This window comes from Micromonospora sp. CA-240977 (genome assembly GCF_050942285.1).
Lineage (GTDB): Bacteria > Actinomycetota > Actinomycetes > Mycobacteriales > Micromonosporaceae > Micromonospora.
On the sequence record NZ_CP192055.1, the window covers coordinates 3,127,681 to 3,149,249 of the forward strand.

General features: G+C 71.7%; 20 protein-coding genes. 14 read left to right on the forward strand and 6 right to left on the reverse strand.

The genetic code is table 11. The features are described 5' to 3' along the window. Positions 1-43 precede the first annotated feature (43 nt). Positions 44-1,153 carry a sensor histidine kinase gene (locus ACQPWW_RS14305; protein WP_433132868.1) on the reverse strand — a complete coding sequence of 370 codons (1,110 nt, stop codon included), beginning with the start codon at positions 1,151-1,153 and terminating at the stop codon, positions 44-46. A 13-nt stretch (positions 1,154-1,166) separates the two neighbouring features. Then, the gene (locus tag ACQPWW_RS14310) at positions 1,167-2,306 is read right to left on the reverse strand and encodes a hypothetical protein (RefSeq protein WP_433132870.1); all 1,140 of its coding nucleotides are present in this window, start codon (positions 2,304-2,306) and stop codon (positions 1,167-1,169) included. Between the two features lie 129 nt (positions 2,307-2,435). Here ACQPWW_RS14310 and ACQPWW_RS14315 point away from each other — a divergent pair, with 129 nt between their 5' ends. Further along, entirely contained in the window at positions 2,436-3,683 is a 1,248-nt protein-coding gene (locus tag ACQPWW_RS14315; RefSeq protein WP_433132872.1) for a hypothetical protein, read from the forward strand. Between the two features lie 293 nt (positions 3,684-3,976). On the opposite strand, the gene ACQPWW_RS14320 is transcribed toward ACQPWW_RS14315, so the two are convergent. Together ACQPWW_RS14320 and ACQPWW_RS14325 are read right to left on the reverse strand one after the other, a co-directional pair. Then, the gene (locus ACQPWW_RS14320) at positions 3,977-5,086 is read right to left on the reverse strand and encodes a glycosyltransferase family 2 protein (RefSeq protein ID WP_433132874.1); all 1,110 of its coding nucleotides are present in this window, start codon (positions 5,084-5,086) and stop codon (positions 3,977-3,979) included. A 30-nt stretch (positions 5,087-5,116) separates the two neighbouring features. Beyond that, positions 5,117-6,901, reverse strand: a complete 1,785-nt coding sequence (locus tag ACQPWW_RS14325) for a hypothetical protein (RefSeq protein ID WP_433132876.1) — start codon at positions 6,899-6,901, stop codon at positions 5,117-5,119. 172 nt (positions 6,902-7,073) lie between these two features. Between ACQPWW_RS14325 and ACQPWW_RS14330 the strand changes: the two genes are divergently transcribed. Beyond that, on the forward strand, positions 7,074-7,379 hold the full coding sequence (locus ACQPWW_RS14330; RefSeq protein ID WP_433132878.1) for a hypothetical protein: 306 nt from the start codon (positions 7,074-7,076) through the stop codon (positions 7,377-7,379). Positions 7,380-7,398: 19 nt separating this feature from the next. On the opposite strand, the gene ACQPWW_RS14335 is transcribed toward ACQPWW_RS14330, so the two are convergent. Together ACQPWW_RS14335 and ACQPWW_RS14340 are read right to left on the reverse strand one after the other, a co-directional pair. Then, positions 7,399-8,214, reverse strand: a complete 816-nt coding sequence (locus tag ACQPWW_RS14335; RefSeq protein WP_433132880.1) for an enoyl-CoA hydratase/isomerase family protein — start codon at positions 8,212-8,214, stop codon at positions 7,399-7,401. Then, positions 8,207-8,662: a MaoC family dehydratase gene (locus ACQPWW_RS14340; RefSeq protein ID WP_433132882.1), complete on the reverse strand. Its 456-nt coding sequence runs from the start codon at positions 8,660-8,662 to the stop codon at positions 8,207-8,209. Before ACQPWW_RS14340 ends, ACQPWW_RS14335 begins: the two co-directional genes overlap by 8 nt. A 286-nt stretch (positions 8,663-8,948) precedes the next feature. On the opposite strand from ACQPWW_RS14340, the gene fabG reads away from it, so the two are divergent. The 12 genes from fabG to ACQPWW_RS14400 all read left to right on the forward strand — a co-directional run bounded on the left by fabG (position 8,949) and on the right by ACQPWW_RS14400 (position 21,559). After that, positions 8,949-9,776, forward strand: a complete 828-nt coding sequence (fabG, locus tag ACQPWW_RS14345) for a 3-oxoacyl-ACP reductase FabG (protein WP_433132884.1) — start codon at positions 8,949-8,951, stop codon at positions 9,774-9,776. Between the two features lie 53 nt (positions 9,777-9,829). After that, positions 9,830-10,090, forward strand: coding sequence for an acyl carrier protein (locus tag ACQPWW_RS14350; protein ID WP_355028309.1), 261 nt, complete (start codon positions 9,830-9,832; stop codon positions 10,088-10,090). Continuing rightward, the gene (locus ACQPWW_RS14355) at positions 10,087-11,289 is read left to right on the forward strand and encodes a beta-ketoacyl-[acyl-carrier-protein] synthase family protein (protein WP_433132886.1); all 1,203 of its coding nucleotides are present in this window, start codon (positions 10,087-10,089) and stop codon (positions 11,287-11,289) included. Before ACQPWW_RS14350 ends, ACQPWW_RS14355 begins: the two co-directional genes overlap by 4 nt. After that, a complete protein-coding gene (locus ACQPWW_RS14360; RefSeq protein ID WP_433132888.1) occupies positions 11,290-12,309 on the forward strand; it encodes an AfsA-related hotdog domain-containing protein in 1,020 nt (339 codons plus the stop codon). It begins immediately after the preceding gene. Continuing rightward, positions 12,306-13,286, forward strand: coding sequence for a beta-ketoacyl-ACP synthase 3 (locus tag ACQPWW_RS14365; protein WP_433132890.1), 981 nt, complete (start codon positions 12,306-12,308; stop codon positions 13,284-13,286). Before ACQPWW_RS14360 ends, ACQPWW_RS14365 begins: the two co-directional genes overlap by 4 nt. A 64-nt stretch (positions 13,287-13,350) precedes the next feature. Further along, the gene (locus ACQPWW_RS14370) at positions 13,351-14,844 is read left to right on the forward strand and encodes a coproporphyrinogen-III oxidase family protein (RefSeq protein ID WP_433132892.1); all 1,494 of its coding nucleotides are present in this window, start codon (positions 13,351-13,353) and stop codon (positions 14,842-14,844) included. A gap of 67 nt (positions 14,845-14,911) precedes the next feature. Then, positions 14,912-15,796 (forward strand): alpha/beta hydrolase family protein, encoded by an 885-nt coding sequence (locus tag ACQPWW_RS14375; protein WP_433132894.1) that lies wholly within the window; start codon positions 14,912-14,914, stop codon positions 15,794-15,796. Beyond that, on the forward strand, positions 15,786-17,159 hold the full coding sequence (locus tag ACQPWW_RS14380; protein ID WP_433132896.1) for a protoporphyrinogen/coproporphyrinogen oxidase: 1,374 nt from the start codon (positions 15,786-15,788) through the stop codon (positions 17,157-17,159). Before ACQPWW_RS14375 ends, ACQPWW_RS14380 begins: the two co-directional genes overlap by 11 nt. 77 nt (positions 17,160-17,236) lie before the next feature. Beyond that, the gene (locus ACQPWW_RS14385) at positions 17,237-18,352 is read left to right on the forward strand and encodes a thiamine pyrophosphate-dependent dehydrogenase E1 component subunit alpha (protein WP_433132898.1); all 1,116 of its coding nucleotides are present in this window, start codon (positions 17,237-17,239) and stop codon (positions 18,350-18,352) included. Then, entirely contained in the window at positions 18,349-19,371 is a 1,023-nt protein-coding gene (locus ACQPWW_RS14390; protein ID WP_433132900.1) for an alpha-ketoacid dehydrogenase subunit beta, read from the forward strand. Before ACQPWW_RS14385 ends, ACQPWW_RS14390 begins: the two co-directional genes overlap by 4 nt. Then, on the forward strand, positions 19,368-19,991 hold the full coding sequence (locus ACQPWW_RS14395; RefSeq protein WP_433132902.1) for a biotin/lipoyl-containing protein: 624 nt from the start codon (positions 19,368-19,370) through the stop codon (positions 19,989-19,991). Before ACQPWW_RS14390 ends, ACQPWW_RS14395 begins: the two co-directional genes overlap by 4 nt. Continuing rightward, positions 19,988-21,559 carry a succinic semialdehyde dehydrogenase gene (locus tag ACQPWW_RS14400; RefSeq protein WP_433132904.1) on the forward strand — a complete coding sequence of 524 codons (1,572 nt, stop codon included), beginning with the start codon at positions 19,988-19,990 and terminating at the stop codon, positions 21,557-21,559. Before ACQPWW_RS14395 ends, ACQPWW_RS14400 begins: the two co-directional genes overlap by 4 nt. Positions 21,560-21,569: the final 10 nt, after the last annotated feature.

Genomic DNA, 21,569 nt, shown 5'->3' on the forward strand with positions numbered 1-21,569 from the left:
CCGCCGGACACCCAGCCGCAGGTGCGTCAGCGTGGGCATCGACTCAGTGTAGGGGGAGTCTGACGTGTACCTGCCACGGTCCCTGCTCGCGACCGGCACGCAAGGTGCCGTCGAGTGCCTCCACCCGGGTCCGGAGGGAGGCCAGGCCGGTGCCGCTACCCTCGGCGGGTGGTGGCATCGCCCCGGTCGTCAGCTCGTTGGCGACCACGACGTCCAGGTGTCCGTCCAGTTGGGTCACCGACACCCGAACCGGAACGGTGGAGCGGGCATGTCGGGCGACGTTCGTGAGCGCCTCGGCGACCACCCGGTACGCCGTGGCCTGGATCGCGGCGGAGATGTCGCCGGGTCCCGCCACCGCCACGGTCAGCTCGACCGGGAGCGGATGGGCGTCGACCAGGTCCGGTACGTCGGCGAGGCCGTACTGGTGCGCCGTGTGCTCGGCACCGTTTCGCATGAGCCGGATGCTGCGGTCGAGACGCCGCAGCGCCCGGGCCGCGGCCTGCTCGACCTGTGCGAGGAGTGCTCCGGGGTCGCTCGCGCCGACGACCCGTGCCGACTGTGCCATGACCGCGATGCCGGCGATGTCGTGCGCGACGTAGTCGTGCAGGTCCGCGGCGAGCGTGCGGCGTTGCTCGGATCGGGCCTGCTCCACGACGGTCACGCGCAGCTCGTCGAGGCCGCGAAGGTAGTGACCGAGCAGCGCTCCGGCCAGCACCGTGCAGGCACCGAGAGCGCCCAGGAACAGCTGTTCTCCGACGGCGGCTGCGGGCAGGAGTCGAAACCCGACCGCCGCCCCGGGCAGCGGCAGGAGGACTCCGGTCAGCCGGCCCGCCCGGCCGACGCCGCGGCTCAGGGCGACGGCGAGGGCGGTCAGCGCGCCGACTTCGATGGTGGTCCACAGCAGGACCTTGCTGGAGTCGTGGCCGTCGTCGACGAAGTCGTAGCCCAGCAACCGCCAGGCCCAGAGGCTTCCGCCCAACGAGGCGACGGCCGCCGCGACGCCGAGTGGTATCCGGGGCAGTCGGGGCGACATGATCGCCAGGGTCGCGGCGAGTACGCAGACCCAGGCGGTCAGCCGCAGCGGGGCCGGCTGGCCGTACCAGGGGGCCAGGACGGTGACGATCCCGGCGGCCAGCCCGGCGAGCCGTTTCACGCCGGTCAGCATCTCACGGCGAGACCAGCTCAACTGTCACGCCCGGTTCCCTCACGATCGCGGGGGCGGGCGTATCCCTGAGGTGGTGGTCGAAGAAGCCGACGACCGAGCGGCGGACGGTGCGGTACGCCAACGGCTGCGCCTCCCCGATGTCCCGCCGCACGACCGGTTCGGCGCGGGGGTAACGCTCCGCGATCTGGGCCAACACCACCCCGTCGTCGGTGAGCGACCTCGGGGACGCACCGGAGATGGTGACGGTCGCCCGCCAGCCGGGACGCGGGAGGTCGCGGTGCGTGCCGATGGGTGAGCCGCCGACGACGAGCAGGGGCGTCCTGCCGGTGTCAGTGACATCGGCGGTGCCGGTCAGGTCCGCGATGCCGGACACTCCGGGCAAACCGGTGAGGTGCGCTCGTTGCGCGGCGTCCGTTCCGGTCCAGCCGAAGAGGCCGATCCGGCGCAGGTCCATCACGCGGCTCACCTGCCGGTCCAGACCGGAGAGTTGCCTCGTGACGTACTCGATGTCGGAGACCCTTGTGGTGTCGGCGTCGAGGCGTCCGACGGTGGCGACGGCGTCGGTGGGTTCGATCACCCGCCGGGTGGGATAGAGATCGACCACCGGCGCGTCGTAGGGGTGGTCGACGGTCACGACCACGTATCCGCGGCTCGCCAGCTCCTCGGCGATGCCGGTGTACGCCGACCGCATCAGCCCGGGCGGTGGCGAGCCGACCAGGACGGGGAACGAGCCCCTGGCCGGTGGCGCCCACTCGTGGGAGTGGGTGCGGAACATCCAGTTGACCTCGTCCGGCAGCAGTCCCAGGCGTCGCTCTTCGCCCGGCGCCCAGGCCAGCTGACCGAATTCGGTCAGGACGGGCGCCACGGCGTAGTGCGCCAACGGCCTGGGCCCGGCGTCGGCCGGATAGTGCACGTCGACCATCACCGTCCGGTCACTGTCCGGGCGCCACGGGTCGCGGCGGTCGTGGTCCGTGAGCCGCATCCGTCGTACGCCCACGTCGTGCTCTCCGGTCGGCGGTGGTAGCACCGGGCTGAACGTGGCTCGCCAGCCAGCGGTGTCGCCGTGTCGGGGTAGCACCATCATGGCGATCCCGGCGAGGAGGAACGCCACGAGCGCCGATGTCAGCTGTCGCCTTCGCATGGGTCGATCCTGCACGGACGACAGGTACCCGCGCGTCTCCCGAGCGGTGGAGGTCGAGCGGCTCGCCGGCACCGGTCCACCCCGTACGGCAGATGTCGAGCCCATCCCCGGTGTCCGACACTGACCGTCATGACAGCCTTGACAACATCGGCGGCGCGGCACGGCGGGCGGCGGTCCTGGCGACGGTGGGCGCCGGCCGCGGCGAGCGGATGGGCCTGGTTCCTCGTCGTGCTTGGCATCTTCTGGTCCTCCGGCGGCGCCGGCTACCCGTTCGGTCGCAACGACCGCACCGGACCGGACTACTCATCTCTGCTGGCCGGGCTGGAGCGTGCCGCGGGTGGCCCGCTCATCACCGCGTTCGGTGTGGCGGCGCTTGTCGTGGCCGGGCGGCTCGACGGTCGTGATCGCCGGCCAACGCGACGTCGAGCCGGGATCGTCGGCGGTGTCGGCGTCGCGGCGGTGATCGTGTGCGTCGTGCTGGACGGACGAATGATCATCATGTTGCCGCCGCTGGGCATCCTCCCGATCGGGTGGCTGCGGGCGGACTGGCCGACGTTGTTTCAGGTGGTCGCGGCGGCCGGCGCCGCCCTGTTCCTGCTGGCGAGCATCGCCTACGCCGATGCCACGAGCGACAGCGACCCGCACGGTCTGCGACGTCGCCGCGCCGCCTGGATCCGGGCGGGCCGGATCGCCACCTACGTGGCGATCGCCTGCCCGCTGCCGTACGCGCTGATCCGACTGGCGTGGTCCCGGGGGTGGGCCGTCGGAGCACCGGAACCGTTCGTCGTGTCCCTGCTGCGCAACCAGCCGGAGAACGTCTACATCGAGCCGACCCTCGCGTCCTTCGCGATAGCTGGCGCCGTGCTGACCGCCGGGCTGCTCTGTCGCTGGGGCAGGGTGTTCCCACGCTGGATCCCGGTGCTGCGTGGCCGGGTCGTACCGATGTGGGTTCCGCTGCTGCTCGGCGGGTCGGCCGTCCTCGGCATCTTCGGTTTCGGTCGCGGACTGCTGCTGGGGCAGTTGGGCGTGCACCTGCCAGGTCAGCTCGACACGTTCCAGTTGTGGGGAGAACCGGTGAACGACTGGGCGTACTGGGGGGCCGGCGGCCTGGGCTGGTGCCTCTTCCCGCTGTGGTCGATCTCGTTGGCGGTCGCGCTGACCGGCTACTACCACCGCTACGCTCCGCGCGCCCGGGAGACGCCGAGCGCCGAAGACGTCGATCGGGAGGTGACGTCCGGGGGCGGCGCCGGTCGGGACGCGGGGTCGGCGCCGACGACCAGGGCAGCTCGGACCGCCGGGTCGGCGTGCGTCGCCAGTCGCATCCGGACGGCGTGCGGCAGTTGGCGGTTGAGGGCGAGCGAGTGCAGCAGCCAGTGATAGCCGGAGGCGAGGATCTCCTCGACCAGGTCCGGGGTCAGGTCGGCGCGCATTGCCACGTGACCGGAGCCGCGGCGGGAGCGCAGCAGCCGGCGGACCAGCTCGACCGGTAGCGCCGGGTTCTCGGCGAGACCGTCCAGCAGCTTCGACAGGTGGACCGGCGTCGAACTGTCATCAGCCACCCGCTGCCCTCCCCGGATCCGTCGCGCCGGCACGACTCTCGCACGGCCCGCGCCGGTCCCGGTGCCCTCGTCGAGCCGGGCGGCACCGTCAGCCGACTGGCGTCGAGGAGCTCAGCTGGCGTCGCCGGTCGTGGCCTCCCCGGCGGCCGGCGGCTGGTACGGCCGGCGGAACCGGTCCTCCCGGGCCGGCACCGACTGCTGGCCCCGATCGGTCGACCGCGCCGCGGGCTGGGGCGGCACCCGGGACGCCTCGCCGGTCTCGGTGACCAGGCGCTCGGTCTCCTGCACCAGATAGTGCGGTCGGCGCTTCGTCTCGTAGTAGATCCGGCCGATGTACTCCCCGATCACGCCCAGGATGGTCATCTGGATGCCGCCGAGCCCGATCACGCTGACGATGATCGTGGTGTACCCGGGAACGTCGATGCCCTTCTCGATGGCGTCCGCCACCACCCAGGCCATGTAGGCGATCGCGATGAGCGTGAGGAACAGGCCGCCGTAGATCGCCAGACGCAGCGGCCGGTTGTTGAACGACAGCAGCCCGTCGAACGCGTAGTTGAACAGCTTGCTGAACGTCCACCTGCTCTGCCCCGTCTGCCGGGTCTCGTTGCGGTGGGCCACCACCACAGTGCGGAAGCCGATCCAGGAGAACAGTCCCTTGGAGAACCTGTTGTATTCCGGCATCGCCAGGATCGCGTCCACGGCGAGCCGGGACAGCAGCCGGAAGTCGCCTGCCCCGTCCTGTAGGCGCACGTCGATCCACCAGTTGATCATCCGGTAGAAGGACCGTGAGGCGACCATCCGCACGAACCGGTCACCCCGCCGGTCGCGGCGGGCGATCACCTGGTCGAAACCCTGCCGGTACAGCGCGACCATCTCGGGCAGCAACCGCGGCGGGTGTTGCAGGTCGGCGTCCATGATGACGACCGCGTCGCCGGTGGCCCGTTGCAGGCCGGCGAGCATGGCCGCCTCCTTGCCGAAGTTGCGGCTCAGCGACGTGTAGCAGACCGCGGGGTCGGCGGCGGCGAGCCGGCGCAGCGCCTCGAGGGTGCCGTCTTCGCTGCCATCGTCGATGTACACCACCTCGACGTCCAGGTCCGACAGCTCGGCGAGCGTCGCCGTGACGGTCTCGTGCAACCGCTCCACCGACGATTCCTCGTTGAAGCAGGGCACCACGATGGACAACCGCACTCTGCTCACCCCGCCCCGCCCGCACCCGGGCATCTGCCGCCGGTGCCCGCGACGCGCAACCGATCAGAGGCGGTAGAGCAGCGTGCCATCGAGATCCTCCCGAGTGATGCCCAGCCCGTCGATGGGCCGGGCCGCGATGCCGTCCCACGGCGTCCCCGCCGTGCGGTCCGGCACGGCCACCACCGACCGCACGCCGATCCCACGCAGGTACGCCACGCTGCCCGCGTCGGGGAACGATGCCACCGCGACCCGGGTCTGCGCCTGACTGACCGGCTCGAACCCGGCCAGCCCGTTTGTCACCCGGGGGAACCCGTCGGTCGTCCACAACATGTACGTCAGATCGCCCACACCGCCCGCCGGCAGCACCAGGATCGGGTCCTGCGCGGCCCGCATCGCGGCCGGTGGCGGGGTCACCGTCGGGTGGGGTGTCCGGTTGACGCCCTCCAGGGTGACCAGGGCCAGCGGCACCAGCAGGGCCAGCGGCATGAGGACCCGCGTCCAGCGGCGGGCCGGGGTCTGGCCCGGGGAGTCGGCCAGCGCCGTCACCGCTCCGGCGGCCAGCAGCGCCAGCAACAGGCTGGTCCAGTGCATCATCCGGCCGGGTGTGCGCAGGGCGTCCCAGCCCGGCAGGAGGGCGGACAGGGTCAGATAGCCCGGCTCCCCGTCACCGCCGAGGGTCGCGCCCAGGCCCAACAGCACGGTGCCGAGCACGCCGAGACCCAGTGCGACCCGGTGCCGCACCGGGTACATCGAGATGAACAGACCCGCCGCGGCCAGCGCGATAAGCGTGATGCCCGGCAGCAGCGCCATCTCCGGCGGCCAGGACAGCTGTTCGCGCGCGGCGGCGTGCCGCTCACCCCACAACCACGAGTCGCCCGGCGCGGTCACGAAACCGATAAGCGGAGGGGAGAACATCTTCGTCCACTCCGGCCCCCGCTCGGCCTGCGGGTTGAGGTCGACAACACGCAGGTAGACCATCCCGAGCAGCACCGTGGCCGCGCCGAACACGGCGCCGCCGCCCAGATCCGCGAACAACAACCGCCGACCGAACGGCGGGCGCTCCCGCTTGCGCCACCAGGACCAGCCGTAGCAGCCGGCCGCCACCAGCACCGCGGCCAGCAGGAAGTAGACGAGTGGTAGCCCGATGCCGAAGCCGAGCGAGACCTGCCAGGCCGCGACGAGCCACCCGGCCAACGCCCAGCCGGGCCGCCGTCGCTCCGGCCGGTAACCGTGGCGTAGCGACCAGCCGTGCCCACGGGCCAGCATCGCCAGGCACAGCGCGATGCCCCCGCTGGACAGGATGTTGAGATGGCCGGCGTGCGCCAGCCGCCAGGGCGCGAACGCCCACGCGACCCCGGCGACCGCCCCGCCCCACCGGTTCGCGCCGAGCTGCCGCGCCAGCACGTACGCCCCGAAGGCCGCGAGCGCGTGCAGCAGCACGTAGAGCACGTTGTACCGGATCACGGCCGCCTCGAAGCCGGACCCGAGCATCCCGATCGGGGCGTACCCGAGCAGGGTGTCGCTGTAGGCGTACGTGTACTTCTCGGGGAAGAACGTGTTCGAGTGCCAGAGGTCGGCCGGACTGGTCAGGAGAGCATGCCCCGACCAGGCGACCTGCCACGCCTGCAACGTCGGGTCACCGAGGTCGTTCGGGATCGTGCTCGCCGGATGCCGCAGCGTCGGCCAGGTCAACACCACCGACAGCAGCAGGCTGCCCAGTGCTGCCAGGGTCCACTCGGGGCGAGCCCAGCGCCACCAGTCCCGTCGGCTCGGCGTCCGGTCGTCGGACGTCTGTTCGGGGCTCGTGTTCTCGGCGGTTGCTGCGGCGCCGGTGGACCGGGTATTCACGGGATAGATCCTCTCCGATGGTGGGGACCTTGTCCATCGGCTGTCCGAAGCGTGGGTCCGTGCGGCGACGTGTGCGGGTCGATCCCCACCGATCGCGGAACGCCGTGGGGCGGGCCGTCGCCGGCGGACCGCGGTGGCGGTGGCGCGACGTATCGTCGGCGGGTGACCGACGATGGTCTCGGCGGTCCAACGCGACAAGGCCGCGGAAGATGCGGCGCTGCGGTCAGGTGACGAGGTACGACTCGTGGGTGAACCGCCGGGGAGCCTCGCCGCCTTCGACGAGACGTGGCTTCGCGAGACCAGGTTCGTCGTCCGCCACGTGGGCCGGGATGCGACGGTCGACGTGCAGTCGGACCTGGCCGAGGACTACCTGGTCGCGACGGTGCCGGCCGCCGTCGTGGCGAGGGTGCGGCGCACGCCGGGGCGGCCGGGCGCGGATGCCGTGCCGGGGGCGGAGAGCGTCCCCGGAGCGGGGTAGGCCGGTCCGCGTACCGGGGTCAGTCGCCTTCGAAGACCGGCACGTCACCCTGTCGGTGGGCGGTCAGCCCCCTCCGCATGTCCCGGGTCCGCAGCCCGTCGGCGAACAGGTCGTGCTCCATCGTCAGGTGCGCGTCCAGCGTGTTGCGGTGGCTGGCGTCGACGAGCCTCTTCGCGGCGGCGACGGCGTGCGGCGCGTTCGCCGCCAGGTGTCCGGCGGTCCGCAGGGCCCGATCCAGCAGGTCGGTGGCCGGCACGACCTCGTTGACAAGGCCCTCCCGCAGCGCCCGGGGCGCCCGCATGATCGGTTGTTCGAGCAGCAGCGCGAGCGCCCGTGCCGGCCCGACGACACGGGGCAGGAACCAACTCATCCCCCCGTCCGTCGACGCGCCAAGGGCTCCGTAGGCGAAGTGCAACACGGCCCGCTCCGAGGCGATGCGCATGTCGCAGGCCAACGCCAGGGCGAACCCGGCGCCCGCCGCCTGCCCGTTGACCGCCGCGATCACGCAGGCGCGCATCTCGCGCAGGGTGCGGACGACGCTGCCGAGCGCCTCGGTCAGCGGGCGGCTGTACGCGCCGGGGTCGCCCACCTGACCGGACAGCGCCCGCTCGAAGTCGGCCAGGTCACCGCCGAGGGAGAACGCCTTGCCGGTGCCGGTCAGCACGACCGCGCGGACCGCCGGGTCGTCCGCCAGCGCGGTGGTGTGCCGCAGCAGGTCGCCGAGCATGTCGGCGTCGAGGACGTTGCCGGTGGCCGGGCGGTCCATCGTGAGCACGGCGACCGGTCCGTGGATAGTGCGGGAGACGCAGGGCGCGGTGACGTGGCTGTCACTCATTGAAGACGAGGACCCAGTCGGCGACGCAGGCCGGTTTGGTCTCGCCCTCGATCTCCACCCGCATCTGCACCACGACCCGGCACGCGGCGGCCATCCGGCGGCCCTCCAGGAGGGTCGCGACGCCGCGTACCCGTGCGTCGACCGGAACCGGGGCGCGCATGCGCACCTTGTTCAGGCCGGCGTTGATGACCAGGCGGACGCCGTCGACCTCGACCAGCTCGGACAGGAAGGTGGCGCAGAGTGAGAGCGTGAGCATGCCGTGCGCGATCGTGGTCCCGAACGGACTCTCCGCCGCCGCGCGCTTCTCGTCGACGTGGATCCACTGTTGATCGCCGGTCGCGTCGGCGAACGCGTTGATCCGGGCCTGGTCGATGAGGTGCCATCCGGTGGTGCCGAGCTGCTGACCGGTGCGCTCGAGCAGGGCATCGATGGTGTCGTATCGGCTCACTGTGTCCACCTTTCCGGCAACGACGGCCGGTCCGCAACCCCATCGGCCGATAACGGCGGCGGATCGGCCGCCGGCTGAACGATCTTGTGGCAGCTCATCGCGGACGTCGAACGAAACATGTGTTACAGGAAATAAATGGGCGAGACAATTTTCAAGATCCTTGATTGAATCGTCGTCGTTCTATATGTTAACGAGGTCCGTGTGGCCGCCTCGACCATCTCCGTCCGGCCGGGATGGTGGCCGTCCGTGCGGTCTGTGCACCATGGATACAACGGGGGGTACGCGGGTGAGTGTCGCGCTGTCCAGCACCGGTCTTGATCGAAATCAGACGTCCGCCACGCGCAGCCTCGAATTCGGATTGCCGACCACCGGATGTGCTCTGGTCACCGGGGCCTCACGCGGAATCGGGCTGGCCATCGCTCACGCGCTGGCCAGAGGTGGAATGCCGCTGGGGATCAATTTTCGGTCCGACGAGGCGGCGGCGCGGGCCGCCGCCGACGCGATCATCGATGCGGGCGGCCGCGCGGTTGTGGTGGGTGCCGACGTGTCCGACGCCCCATCCGTGGACGCCCTTTTCACTGCGCTCGAAGACGAGTTCGGCGCGGTTAGCGTGCTCGTCAACAATGCCGGCGTACGCGCCGACGGTTTGCTGGCCACCCTCGATGACGAGCAGTGGCGAACGGTGCTCTCCACCAACCTCACCGGCTCCTTTCACACGATCCGGCGTGCGCTGCCGAGCATGATCAGGGCCAGATTCGGGCGGATCGTCAACGTCGCCTCGGTGCTCGGCGCGCATTCGATTCCCGGCGTGGGCAACTACGCCGCGGCGAAGGCGGGTCTGGGGGCGCTGACCAGGTCGGTCGCGGTGGAGGTGGCGAGGAAGGGCGTCACCGTCAACGCTGTCGCTCCCGGGCTGGCACGCACCGACATGACGCACGACGTGGCGCACCTCGACCAGTCGGTGCGCCGCCACGTGCCGATGCGGCGAGCCGCCAGTCCGGACGAGGTGGCCGCCTGCGTGTGCTTTCTCGCGTCGACGGCGGCCGGATACGTCACCGGCGCGACGCTGGCCGTGGACGGGGGACTCTCGGCCGCCGCGTTCCAGATCTCCTGAGCCTCGCCCCGGTCCTGCGGGGCACGTGTAGACCGACATCCCTGGAGGGCGATATGTCCCAGAATTCTCAGCACAGCCAGGTGGAGATCGAGGAGTTCGTGCGCGAGCAGGTGGAGGCCATGGGCGCGGACGCGGCCGGCATCAGCACCGGCGCCACGCTGGAAGAGATGGGGCTCGACTCACTGGACGTGGTGGAGTTGAGCCAGGGCGTCCGCAAGGAGCTCGGCATCCAGGTCCGCCCCAACGACTTCGCCGAGGTCAAGTCACTGGCCGACGCCCTCCAGGTGATCTATGAGCGGGCGGGCTGCTCATGACCGGACAGGTCGTGGTGACCGGCATGGGAGTGATCAGCGCCCTGGGTGTGGGAGCCCAAGTGCTGCACGAGCGTGCCGTCGCCGGAGACTCCGGCCTGGACGACGGGGTCGGCAGGTGCGACTCGTTCGACTGGCGCGGGGTGCTCACCCGGCGGGAGGCGCACCGCACCGACCGGTTCTGCCAGTTCGCCATCGCCGCCGCGGACGAGGCGCTCCACCAGGCCGGGTGGGGTGATCAGCCGCCGTACCCGGCGGAGCGGGTCGGCTGCGTGATCGGATCGGCGATCGGGGGCATCGCGACGATCGAGTCGCAGTTGGAGGCGTTGCGCCGCGACGGCCCGGACTACGTGTCGCCGTTGTCCGTGCCGATGTTGATGGCGAACGCCGCCGCGGCCCAGTTGGCGATCCGCTACCAGTTCCGTGGCGAGGCCTCGTCCATCGTCGCGGCCTGCTCCGGCGGCGCGCAGGCGATCGGGGCCGGGCTGCGGGCGATCCGGACCGGAGAAGCCGACGCGGTGGTGGTCGGCGGGGCCGAGGCCGCCCTGACCCCGTTCACGGAGGCCATCTTCCGCTCGGCCGGCGCGCTCTCGCCCACCGGCCGCTCGGTGCCGTTCGACCAGAAGCGCGACGGCTTTCTCCTCGGCGAGGGAGCGGCCGTCCTGGTGCTGGAGCGCGCCGACGCCGCCGAGCGTCGCGGCGCGACGATCCTCGGCGAGGTGCTGGGATACGGCGCCACGACCGACGCGTACCACCTGACCTCTCCCGAACCGAACGCGTCGCTCGCCGCGAAGGCGGTCTCCCTCGCCCTGGCCGACGCCCAGCTTCCGGCGGCCGACATCGACTACATCAACGCGCACGGCACCGGCACGGTGCTCAACGACCTGGCCGAGACCAGAGCCCTCCGCACCGCGTTGGGCGAGGCGCTGACCAGCACCCCGATCTCGTCAAGCAAGTCCTACCTGGGCCATCTGCTCGGTGCCGCGGGCGCGGTCGAGGCCGTCGCGACGCTGCAGGCGCTGCGGCACCGGACGGTTCCCCCGACACACGGGCTGACCGAGCCCGACGAGCGCCTCGGACCACTCACCCACGTCGTGCGGGCCGCGTCACTACCGGTCCGCGAGGGCGGCTCCGTCGGCCTCTCCACCTCGTTCGGGTTCGGCGGCCACAACGTGGCCCTGTTGCTGAGGGCGGCGAGCTGAATGGCCACCGACATCGACTCGACAGCTCGGTCGACGGCCGTCCCGCGGCCGCCGGTGCCCAGCTCGCTCGGACTCACCACCGACTCCACCGTCCCACGGCGGTTCGCGCATCGGCAGACCACCGAGGGGGTCTTCGTCACGGGCGTCGCCCGGGACGGGGACCGGCTGGTGGCCGTGGGCCAACTACCGAGGCTGCACCGGTTTTACAACGACACGGCCGGCCGCCACCACGACACCCTGCTGATCGCCGAGGTGCTGCGGCAGGGCGTCGAGGTGATCGCGCACGCGCTGCTCGAGGTGCCGCTGGACAGCCAGTTCGTCCTCCGCGCGGTGGACGTGCGGGTGGAGTCGGCCCAGGCGACAGTCGTGGGGGAGGACACGGCCGAGATCGTGATCGCCGTACCGGTCGACCGGGTACGCCGCAACCGGCGTGGCGCGGTGTACGCGATCGACGGGCCGGTACGAGCCTGGATCGACGGGCGGCCCGCCGCGACGATGACGGGCTCGGTGGCCTTTCTCGCCCACGACGGGTACGCGGAGCTGCGCAGCGGCAGTGCCGAGCGGGTCCTGAGGGCGCGGCCCGAGTTGCTCGCGATGGCGGCCCCCGGTGCCGTCGTCGGCCGGCACTTTCCCGGCAACGTGCTGATCACCACCCCGTCCGGACCACCGCAGGACGCCTCCGCCGACGTGTTGCCGCTGCGGCATCCCGCCTTCTTCGACCGTCGGCTCGACCACTATCCGGGCATGCTGATCGCCGAGGCGTCGCGTCAGCTCGCCGTCGCCGCCATGGTCGTGCACGCCGACCTCGACGCCGGCTCGCTGCGCACGGACGCGGCGTCGATGGACTTCGTGTCGTTCGCGGAACTCGACGCCGCCCTGTCCTGCCGGGTCGTCGGGTGGGACACCGACGGCAGCGGCCAGGCCGTGACGGTCTGGGCCGAACAGAAGGGGCAGGTCGTCACACGCTCACGATTCGTGCTCAGTCCGGAGGAAACCCACGGGCCGGAGTTGGGCTCGTGACCGCCGTCGTCGCCGGGGCCGGCGCCGCCCTACCGGCCACGGTGGTCGGCAACGACCGGTTCGCCCACCTCGGGGTCAGCGACGAGTGGATCACCAGCCGGACCGGTGTCGGCACGCGGTACCGGCTCGGCGACGGCGAACGGCTCGGCACCCTGGCCGCCGAGGCGGGCGCCAGGGCGCTGGAGGACGCCGCGACCACGCCGGCCGCCGTCGACTTCGTCGTCGCCGCGACCTCGACCGCCGACCGCATCTCGCCGGGGCTCGCCCCCGGGGTGGCGCACCTGTTGGGGACCGGCGGACCGGGCGCGGTGGACCTCAACGGAGCATGCACCGGCTTCCTCTACGCCCTCGACTACGCGATCGGTCGGATCGAGACGGACCAGGCCGACTGCGTTCTCGTGATCGGCGCGGACGCGATGTCCCGCCTCACCGACGAGGAGGACCGGTCGACCGCCGTGCTGTTCGGCGACGCCGCGGCGGCGGTCGTGGTGCGGGCGGCCCGGGGGACCCGGCGGGCCCGGTGCCCGCAGTACCTCTCCTTCGGGTCGGCCGGAGAGCACGGCGACCTCCTGTACGTCGACCGGGACGACCAGGTGGTGCGCATGCAGGGCGGCGAGGTCTACGAGTTCGCCGTGGAAGCGATGGTCAACGAGGTCAAGGCGAGCTGCTACGCCTGCGAGCTTGCCGTGGACGACCTCGACGTTCTGGTCAGTCACCAGGCCAACGCCCGGATCGTCCGAGCCGTCGCCCGGCGGCTCGGCTACCCGGCGGATCGGGTCGCGATGTACCTCGACCGCTTCGGCAACACCTCGGCGGCCTCGATCCCGCTCGCTCTCGCCGAGGCCCAGCGGGAGGGGCTGTTGACGGCCGGGGCCCGGGTCGGGCTGGCGGCGTTCGGCGCGGGTCTGACCTGGGGCGCCGGAGTCATCAACTGGAAGGGCTGCGCACACCTGGTGCAGGGCACGGACTGTCCGTAACCGGTCCCGGTCGGATGCCGGCCGGGAGGTGCACGGTACGACACGCACGACCGAGGGAGCAGAGATGGAAGTCAAGCCAGCCGCACCCCGCCTCTACACCGGCGAGCACGCCACCCGGCCGTTGCCGTTTCCCGGGATCGTGACGGCCTCGCACTATGTCATGCCGAACTTCGCCACGATGGACTGGCACCAGGTCGAGCCCGGCGAGGTCGAGGCCAACATCGCCAGCCTCGCCGATCCCGGCGGCAACCTCAACGACGAGCTCATGCTGTACATCCACGTGCCGTACTGCAAGTCCTTCTGCCACTACTGCAACTTCAACCGCTACCACTACCCGAAGCAGGACGAGGATCGTCTCGAGCGGTACACGGACTACCTGATCAAGGAGATCGACTGGTACATGCGTCAGCCGTACGTCCAGGCGCGCACGTTCAGCGCGATCTACGTCGGTGGTGGAAGTCCGTCCACGCTGCCGCTCGGCGCGGTGGATCGCCTCTCGACCCACCTGCGCAAGGTCGTGCCGGGCTACGACACCATCGAGAAGTCGTTCACCGGAGAGCCCCGGACACTACGGCGACCGGGGATGATGGAGCTGTTGCAGGGTCACGGCTGGAACCGGATCACCTTCGGTATCGAGACGCTCAACCCGACGATCCACCGCAAGATCGGTCGGCTGGACACCCGCGAGGACGTCGACTCGGTCTTCGACCAGATGCGGACGCTCAACTTCGACGCCGAGTCGTGTGTGGACATCATGTACGACCTGCCCGGCCAGACACTCGACGGGTTCGTCGACGAGTTGACGGAGCTGGTGACGGCGTACTCCCCGTCGGAGATCGACGCGTTCTCCACCATCTACCTGCCCTATCGGCCCCTGCACAAGCTGATCATGGACGGGCGGGTCGAGCAGCCGGGCACCGCCTGGCAGTTGATGGCGATGCGGGAGCACCTGTACGACTACCTGCTCTCGCAGGGGTACCACAACACGCTCGCCGAGACCTACTCCAAGAGCCCGGTGCGCAGCCAGTACCAGACCGCGCACTGCGCGCGGCAGGACATCATCGCTGTCGGTTGCGCCGCGCGCGGCAACGTGAAGGACATGGTGTCGATCAACCCGGACAAGGTCGACGACTGGCAGCGCAACATCGACGAGCGGGGCGTGTCGACCGAGACCATGCAGTCCATCGGGCGCGGCGGGGTCCTCGACCGGATCATGGTGATGTTCCCGCGGTACAAGGAACTCACGAAGGACCTGCTCGACCAGTTCGCCGACCTGCCGGACCACGAGCGGGTGCTCGGCGTGCTGCGCGAGCACATCGAGGCGGGTGTGGTCGAGGAGGAGGCGGACCGCTACCTGGTCAACAAGCTGGGCGTGCTGTGGCACGGCAATCTCCAGACCGACTACCTGCGGCACACCCTGAACACCAACGGTGAACAGATCATGGCCCACCTCACCGAGGTGTCGAACAACTTCGACAACGAGAACAGGTTCGCCGTCACGCCGCAGACGGTCTACATCAAGGAGCACGACGCCGAGTTCCCCCGGCTGATGAAGTAGGTGCCACGGCCACCGTCGTCGGACGCGTCTCTCCTACCGGGCGAGCGACCTTCGAGAACTGTGAGGCATGGAGATCTTTTCCGAATTCGCTGTCGCGACGCCCGTCGGCCGGGACGTGGCGGTGCTCGCCGCGGTGCCGGAGCGGCCAGCGCGGGCACTCGTCACGGTGTTGCCCGCGATGGGCGTACCGGCGCGGTTCTACCGGGCGTTGGCCGCGGCACTGTGCCGGCGGGGGCATCTGGTGGCGGTGGTCAACCTGCCCGGTCAGGGCGCGAGCCCACTGCGGATCCGGCGCGGCGTCGACCTTCGGTACGACGACCTCGTCGACCAGGACATCCGGGCGACAGCCCGGCACCTGCGGGAGGCGTACCCGTCCCGGCCGTTGGTGCTGCTCGGGCACAGCCTCGGCGGTCACCTCGCCCTGCGGTACGCGTCGCGACCCGGCGTCGACGTGGCGGGCGTCGCGCTGATGGCCTGCGGCTCGGTCTGGTTCCGCTCCTTCGGCGTTCGCCGAGGTCTGCTGAACCTGCTGTGCAGCCAACTGTTCGTGGCCCTCGCCCGGGTCGTCGGACACTGGCCGGGCGACCGCCTGCGCTTCGGCGGACGCCAGCCGACCGGCGTGCTGGGCGACTGGGCGGCCCAGGTCCGCTCCGGGGACATGACCGGCGGGGGCGGAGGCCGGGCGTTCACCTGCCGGTCCCCGGTGCTGCTGGTCTCGGTCGACAACGATCGACTCGCCCCACCCCGCGCGGTGCGGTACCTGACCGCCGCGATACCCGACGCTCCCGTCGAGCGGTGGCACTACGCCGAGTCGGCGGCCGGCGGGGCGCTCGACCACTTCCGCTGGGCGAAACGGCCGGAGGCGCTGGCCGCCCGGATCGACGACTGGATGGCGCGGGCCGCGTCGACATGTCCTTCCGACACCACCGATGGGATGGATCGTGACTGCTGAGACGAGCCGGAGGGGCGCCCCGGCTGGACTGCCGACGGCGCGCCCCGCGACCGCGATCGTGGTGGGCGGTGGGTGGTCGGGCATCGCCGCCGCCTGGTACCTGCGCCGCCGCGGGGTGCAGGTGACTCTGCTGGACGAGCAGCACAGCCTGGGTGGACGCTCGGCCGGCGAGAAGCTGGGCGACCGCAACGTGACCCTCGGCGGCAAGAACATCGGCACCCGGTACACCGAGTTCCGGTCCTTCGTGCAGGAGTTGGGCGGCGGGCCCTTCGAACACTTCGGGATCAACTCGTCCCGGGTGGAGGACGGGCGGCTGCGTACCGTGGACGGGCAGTCCCGGGCCGCCGGCATCGCCGGGTTCCTCCGGCACACCCCGCCCCGGGATGTCGTCCGCTTCTGGCGGATGACCCGATGGGTACGCGGTGACGAGCAGGACCGGTTCCTGGGCAGCCCCCGGTTCCGGGAACTCAGCCGGGCACACGGCGATCCGACGATCGACGGCTACTTCGGCCGGTACCTGCAGAACGCGCTGGTCCGACCGATGACGGTCCGGATGAACGGCGCCGAACCCGACGAGCTGCACCTGGCCGACTTCAGCGCGAACCTCGGCATGCTGCTCGACCGGTTCGAGCAGCTGACCGGGGGGTTCGAGCCGGTGTTCGGCGAGTTCGCCGCGACGGTGTCGGTCCAGCTCGGGACCCGGGTCGAGGAGTTGCTCGGGGACGGCTCCCGCACCACCGGCGTCCGCGTGCTGGCGGGGTCCGGCGGCTCCGAGACGTACCTGGCGGACCTGACCGTCCTCGCCGTGCCCGCCAGCGCGAGCGCCGCGCTGCTGCGGCCGTCCCACCCCGAGGTCGCCGCCGAGCTGGACCAGATCCGGTACTTCCCGGCCGCCGTGGTGATCGCCGAGTACGACCGGCCGGTGTTCGACGTGGCCGCCCGCGCGATCTTCTTCCCTCCCGGCAGCGAGGTCAGCAACGCCGGCGCCTACGGCCGCGACGACCGGCACATCGTCCGGTACACCTTCAGCGGCCGGCCCGCTCGGCGCAACCTGGTCTCCGCCTCCATGGAGGAGCTGCGGTCCCGGGCCGAAAGCCAGCTCGCGCCGCACTTTCCCGCCATCGCGCAGGCCCGGCTGCGCCACCAGGTGAGCCGCCGGTGGCAGCAGGCGTTCTGCGCCTACAGCAAGCGGCATCCCGACCGGCTGGAGCGCGTCGATGAGCTCCTCGGCGGGTCGGAGGGTCTGCTGGTGACCGGCGACTACCGGCGCGGCACCTCGATCGAGGCGTGTTTCCGGGCCGCCCGGGAGCAGGTCGGTTCCGTCGTCGACAACCCGTCAGGCCGACGCTCCGCGGCGACCTGACCGCCGGTCGCCGGCCCCGCCGACGGGCGCCGGAGTCCCCGACGACAACGAGCACCTACGCACGAGGGAGGTGGAGCATGGCCACCACGGACCAGACCGGTCACGTCCGGTCGAGCTACGACGTCCGGTCACCGAGGTCACCCATCGAGCCGCCCGCCCGGTCCGCGGCGGGCGCGTCGGCGACGGTGGACCTGGCCACGTCGCTGGCGGCGTACCGCGCCATGGTCGTCGGGCGTCGTTTCGACATCCAAGCGACGGCGCTCGCCAAACAGGGCTCCCTGTCGGTGTACCCGTCCTCGTACGGGCAGGAGGCGTGCCAGGTCGGTGTGGTCCTGGCCCTCCGTGCGACGGACTGGTTCTTCCCCACCTACCGCGACTCGGTGGCCGTGGTGACCAGGGGAGTGGACCCCGTCGAGACGCTCACCCTGCTCACCGGGGACTGGCACTGTGGCTACGACCCGATGGCCAGCCGCACCGCCCCGCACTGCACACCGTTGGCGACGCAGGCGCCGCACGCGGTGGGCCTCGCGCTGGCCGCGCGCTGCGTCGGCGACGACACCGTCGCGCTGGCTCTCTGCGGCGACGGGGCCACCAGCGAGGGTGACTTCCACGAGGCGCTCAACCTCGCCGCGGTGCGCGCCGCCCCGGTGGTGTTCGTGGTGCAGAACAACGGCTACGCCATCTCGGTGCCGTTCGCCAAGCAGACCCGGGCCGGTTCGCTCGCGGACCGCGCGGCCGGTTACCGGATGCCCGGCGTCCGGGTGGACGGCAACGACCTGCTCGCGGTCCACTCGGCGGTGAGCGCCGCGGTGGACCGGGCACGTGGGGGGAGAGGGCCGACCCTGATCGAGGCGGTGACGTACCGGATCGCCCCGCACACAAACGCCGACGATCCGTCGCGGTACCGCGACGCGGCGGAGGTCGAGCGGTGGCGCGGCCACGACCCGATCCGGCGGCTCGCCGCGTACCTGCGTCGGCACGGCGTCCTCGACGACGACCTGCAACTGCGGATCGACGCCGAGGCCGAGTCGTTCGCCGACCGCACCCGCCGGGGCGTGCGAGGTCGTCCCGCCCCGGACCCCGCCGACCTGTTCGCCCACGTGTACGCGGCTCCCACCCAGCAACTCGCCGGACAGGCCCGGCGCCTGGCCGCCGAGATCGCCGCCGCCGCCGCGCCCGAGGAGACGTCATGACCGCTCCGGCCCCGCACGACACGGACGGCACCGCTGGCACCGCCCCGGGGATCACCCTGGCGAAGGCGCTGAACAGGGCGCTGCACGACGAGATGTCCCACGACGACCGCGTGGTGGTCTTCGGGGAGGACGTCGGCAGGCTCGGCGGTGTCTTCCGGGTGACCGACGGTCTGGCCGCTCGGTTCGGCGAGCAGCGGTGCTTCGACACCCCGGTCGCCGAGTCGGCGATCCTGGGCATGGCCATCGGCATGGCCATGTACGGCCTGCGTCCGGTCGTGGAAATGCAGTTCGACGCCTTCGCCTATCCAGCGTTCGAGCAACTGGCCAGTCACCTGGCGAAGATGCGCAACCGGACCCGGGGCGCGGTGACGCTGCCGGTCGTGGTCCGGGTTCCCTACGGCGGGGGCATCGGCGGCGTCGAACACCACAGCGACTCCTCCGAGGCGTACGCGGCGCACACGCCCGGTCTGCACGTGCTCACACCGGGGACCGTCGAGGACGCGTACGGCATGCTGCGCGCGGCGGTCCGCGGCGCCGACCCGGTGGTGTTCTTCGAGCCCAAGCGGTTGTACTGGAGCGTCGCCGACGGGGCGTTGCCGGCCGAGGTGGAGCCGGTGGGCCGGGCGGTGATCCGCCGCGCCGGGACGCACGCGACGCTTGTGGCGTACGGCCCGACGGTTCCGATCGCGCTGGCGGCGGCCGAGCTCGGCGCGGCGGAGGGGTACGACCTGGAGGTCGTCGACCTGAGGTCGCTCGTGCCGTTCGACGAGCAGACCGTCCACGAGTCGGTACGACGGACCGGACGCGCGATCGTCGTGCACGAGGCATCCGGGTTCGCGGGGTTCGGCGCGGAGGTGGTGGCCCGGATCTGCGAGGAGTGCTTCCACTACCTGGAGGCTCCGGTGCGGCGGGTGACCGGGTTCGACATCCCCTACCCGCCGCCCCGACTGGAACGCTTCCATCTCCCGTCGGTCGACCGGGTGTTGGACGCCGTGTCGTCCCTCTGGCGGGACCAGTGAGCGGCCCGGCCGGGGTCACCGGCGGGGTGCCGCGCACCTTCCACCTCCCCGATCTCGGGGAAGGGCTGGTCTCCGGCGAGATCATCGCGTGGCGGCTCGCGGTGGGGGACCGCGTCGACGTCGACCAGGCGGTGGTCGAGGTCGAGACGGAGAAGACAGTCGTCGAGCTGCCCTGCCCGTACCGGGGGGTGATCGTCGAACTGCACGCCGCACCCGGTGCGGTGATCCCGGTCGGCGCGCCGCTTGTCACAGTGCTGGTGTCGGAGGAGTCCGACGTTGTCGAGCCGAGCGAGCCGTACCGGTCGGTGTCCGCGCCCGCGGCGGGGCAGGTGACGACCGGCGGCGTGCTTGTGGGTTCCGGCCTGGACCCGCACGCGTCGATGCTCACCCGGCGTGCGGCCGGGCGGGAGCGGGGGACCGGTGCGACCCGCCAGCCGGCGCCGCCGTCGACGGCGCGGGCAGCGGCCTCTCCGGCGGTCCGCCGGTTGGCCCGGGAACTCGGCGTGGAGCTGCACCGCGTGCCCGGTACCGGACCGGGCGGGCTCGTCACCCGCGATGACGTGCTCCGGGCCCACTCCACCGAGCGCGCCGAGTCGTCCGGTCCGGGCGACGAACGATGACCGAGACGACGACCGGGTACCCCGCCCGGGTGGCGGCAGCAGTCGACGAGCTGGGTCGGATCGCCGCCGACGGTCCCCGGCTCGGTGCTCGGCACGTCGTGTCGGCGCCGTTCACCGGTGAACCGCTTGTGGAGGTCGGGCTGGCCGACAGGGCGGACGTCCGCGCCGCCTTCGACGCCGCGCGGCCGGCCCAGCGGGCATGGGCGCGGCTGGACCACAGTGCCCGAGCCCGCCCGTTCATCGCCCTGCACGACGCGTTGTTCCGGCGGCAGCGGGAGATCCTGGACCTCATCCAGGTGGAGACCGGGAAGGCTCGCGCGCACGCCTTCGAGGAACTGCTCGACGCCGCCTCCATCACCCTGTATTACGCCCGCCGCGCGGGTCGCTTCCTCGCGCCTCGGCGGCGCTCCGGCGCGATCCCGCTGTTCACCCGGGCCCGGGAAGCGCGGCTACCCCGGGGCACCGTCGCGGTCATCACCCCCTGGAACTACCCGCTGTCCCTGGGCCTCGCCGACGTGGTGCCGGCGTTGCTGGCCGGCAACGCGGTGGTCCACAAGCCGGACACCCAGACGACGCTCAGCACCCGTTGGGCGTGGCGGGTCCTCGTCCAGGCCGGGCTTCCCGCCGACGTGTGGCAGGTGCTGCCCGGCGACCCCGCCGAGGTGGGCGAGACGCTGATCTCCCACGCCGACTCGGTGTGCTTCACCGGGTCGACGACCGCCGGCCGGGCGGTGGGGCGGGCCGCCGCCGACCAGCCCGTACCCTGCACCCTCGAACTCGGCGGGAAGAACGCCATGGTGGTGCTGCCCGACGCGGACGTCGCCGCCGCCGTCCGTGGCGTGCTGCGGGCGGCCTTCACGTCCGCCGGGCAGTTGTGCATGGCCACCGAGCGGGTCCTCGTGGCCGAAGCCCTCATTGACCTTTTCCTGCCGGAACTGGTGTCGCAGGTGCGGCAGCTGCGCCTCGGCGCCGGGTTCGACTTCGACGTGGACATGGGCTCGCTGACCACACCACGACAACTGGCCCGTGTGATCGACCATGTCGAGGACGCCCGGTCGCGGGGCGCGACGGTCCTGACCGGTGGCCGGGCCAGACCGGATCTGGGGCCGCTGTTCTACGAGCCGACGGTGCTGACCGGGGTGGTGAGCGGCATGAAACTGCACCAGGAGGAGACCTTCGGCCCGGTGCTGTCGGTGCGGTCCTTCCGCACCGAGCAGGAGGCGATCGACCTGGTCAACGACACCGGCTACGGGCTCACGGCGAGCATCTGGAGCCGCGACGTCCGTCATGCCCGGCGGCTTGCGCGGGAACTACGCACCGGCCTGGTCAACATCAACGAGGGCTACGCCGCCGCGTACGGCTCGCACGACGCGCCAGCGGGCGGGATCAAGGGGTCCGGGGTCGGTGTCCGCCACGGGCGAGACGGCCTGCTCGCCTTCACCCGCCCCCAGACGGTCGCGAGCCAGCACGTCGTGACGTTCGACCGGCCGGCCCGGCTCACCGCCGAGAACCACGCGCGGCTCCTGACGGCGGTGTTCCGGGCGTTGAAGGCGACCCGCGTGCGCTGACCACGGGGCT

Bases quoted from the DNA above. Each gene is read 5' to 3' on its own strand.
- ACQPWW_RS14335 (WP_433132880.1), bottom strand. From the start codon at position 8,214: ATGAGTGACAGCCACGTCACCGCGCCCTGCGTCTCCCGCACTATCCAC.
- ACQPWW_RS14310 (WP_433132870.1), bottom strand. From the start codon at position 2,306: ATGCGAAGGCGACAGCTGACATCGGCGCTCGTGGCGTTCCTCCTCGCC.
- ACQPWW_RS14320 (WP_433132874.1), bottom strand. From the start codon at position 5,086: ATGCCCGGGTGCGGGCGGGGCGGGGTGAGCAGAGTGCGGTTGTCCATC.
- ACQPWW_RS14350 (WP_355028309.1), top strand. From the start codon at position 9,830: ATGTCCCAGAATTCTCAGCACAGCCAGGTGGAGATCGAGGAGTTCGTG.
- ACQPWW_RS14315 (WP_433132872.1), top strand. From the start codon at position 2,436: ATGACAGCCTTGACAACATCGGCGGCGCGGCACGGCGGGCGGCGGTCC.
- ACQPWW_RS14360 (WP_433132888.1), top strand. From the start codon at position 11,290: ATGGCCACCGACATCGACTCGACAGCTCGGTCGACGGCCGTCCCGCGG.
- ACQPWW_RS14385 (WP_433132898.1), top strand. From the start codon at position 17,237: ATGGCCACCACGGACCAGACCGGTCACGTCCGGTCGAGCTACGACGTC.
- ACQPWW_RS14375 (WP_433132894.1), top strand. From the start codon at position 14,912: ATGGAGATCTTTTCCGAATTCGCTGTCGCGACGCCCGTCGGCCGGGAC.
- ACQPWW_RS14370 (WP_433132892.1), top strand. From the start codon at position 13,351: ATGGAAGTCAAGCCAGCCGCACCCCGCCTCTACACCGGCGAGCACGCC.
- ACQPWW_RS14400 (WP_433132904.1), top strand. From the start codon at position 19,988: ATGACCGAGACGACGACCGGGTACCCCGCCCGGGTGGCGGCAGCAGTC.
- ACQPWW_RS14330 (WP_433132878.1), top strand. From the start codon at position 7,074: ATGGTCTCGGCGGTCCAACGCGACAAGGCCGCGGAAGATGCGGCGCTG.
- ACQPWW_RS14390 (WP_433132900.1), top strand. From the start codon at position 18,349: ATGACCGCTCCGGCCCCGCACGACACGGACGGCACCGCTGGCACCGCC.
- ACQPWW_RS14355 (WP_433132886.1), top strand. From the start codon at position 10,087: ATGACCGGACAGGTCGTGGTGACCGGCATGGGAGTGATCAGCGCCCTG.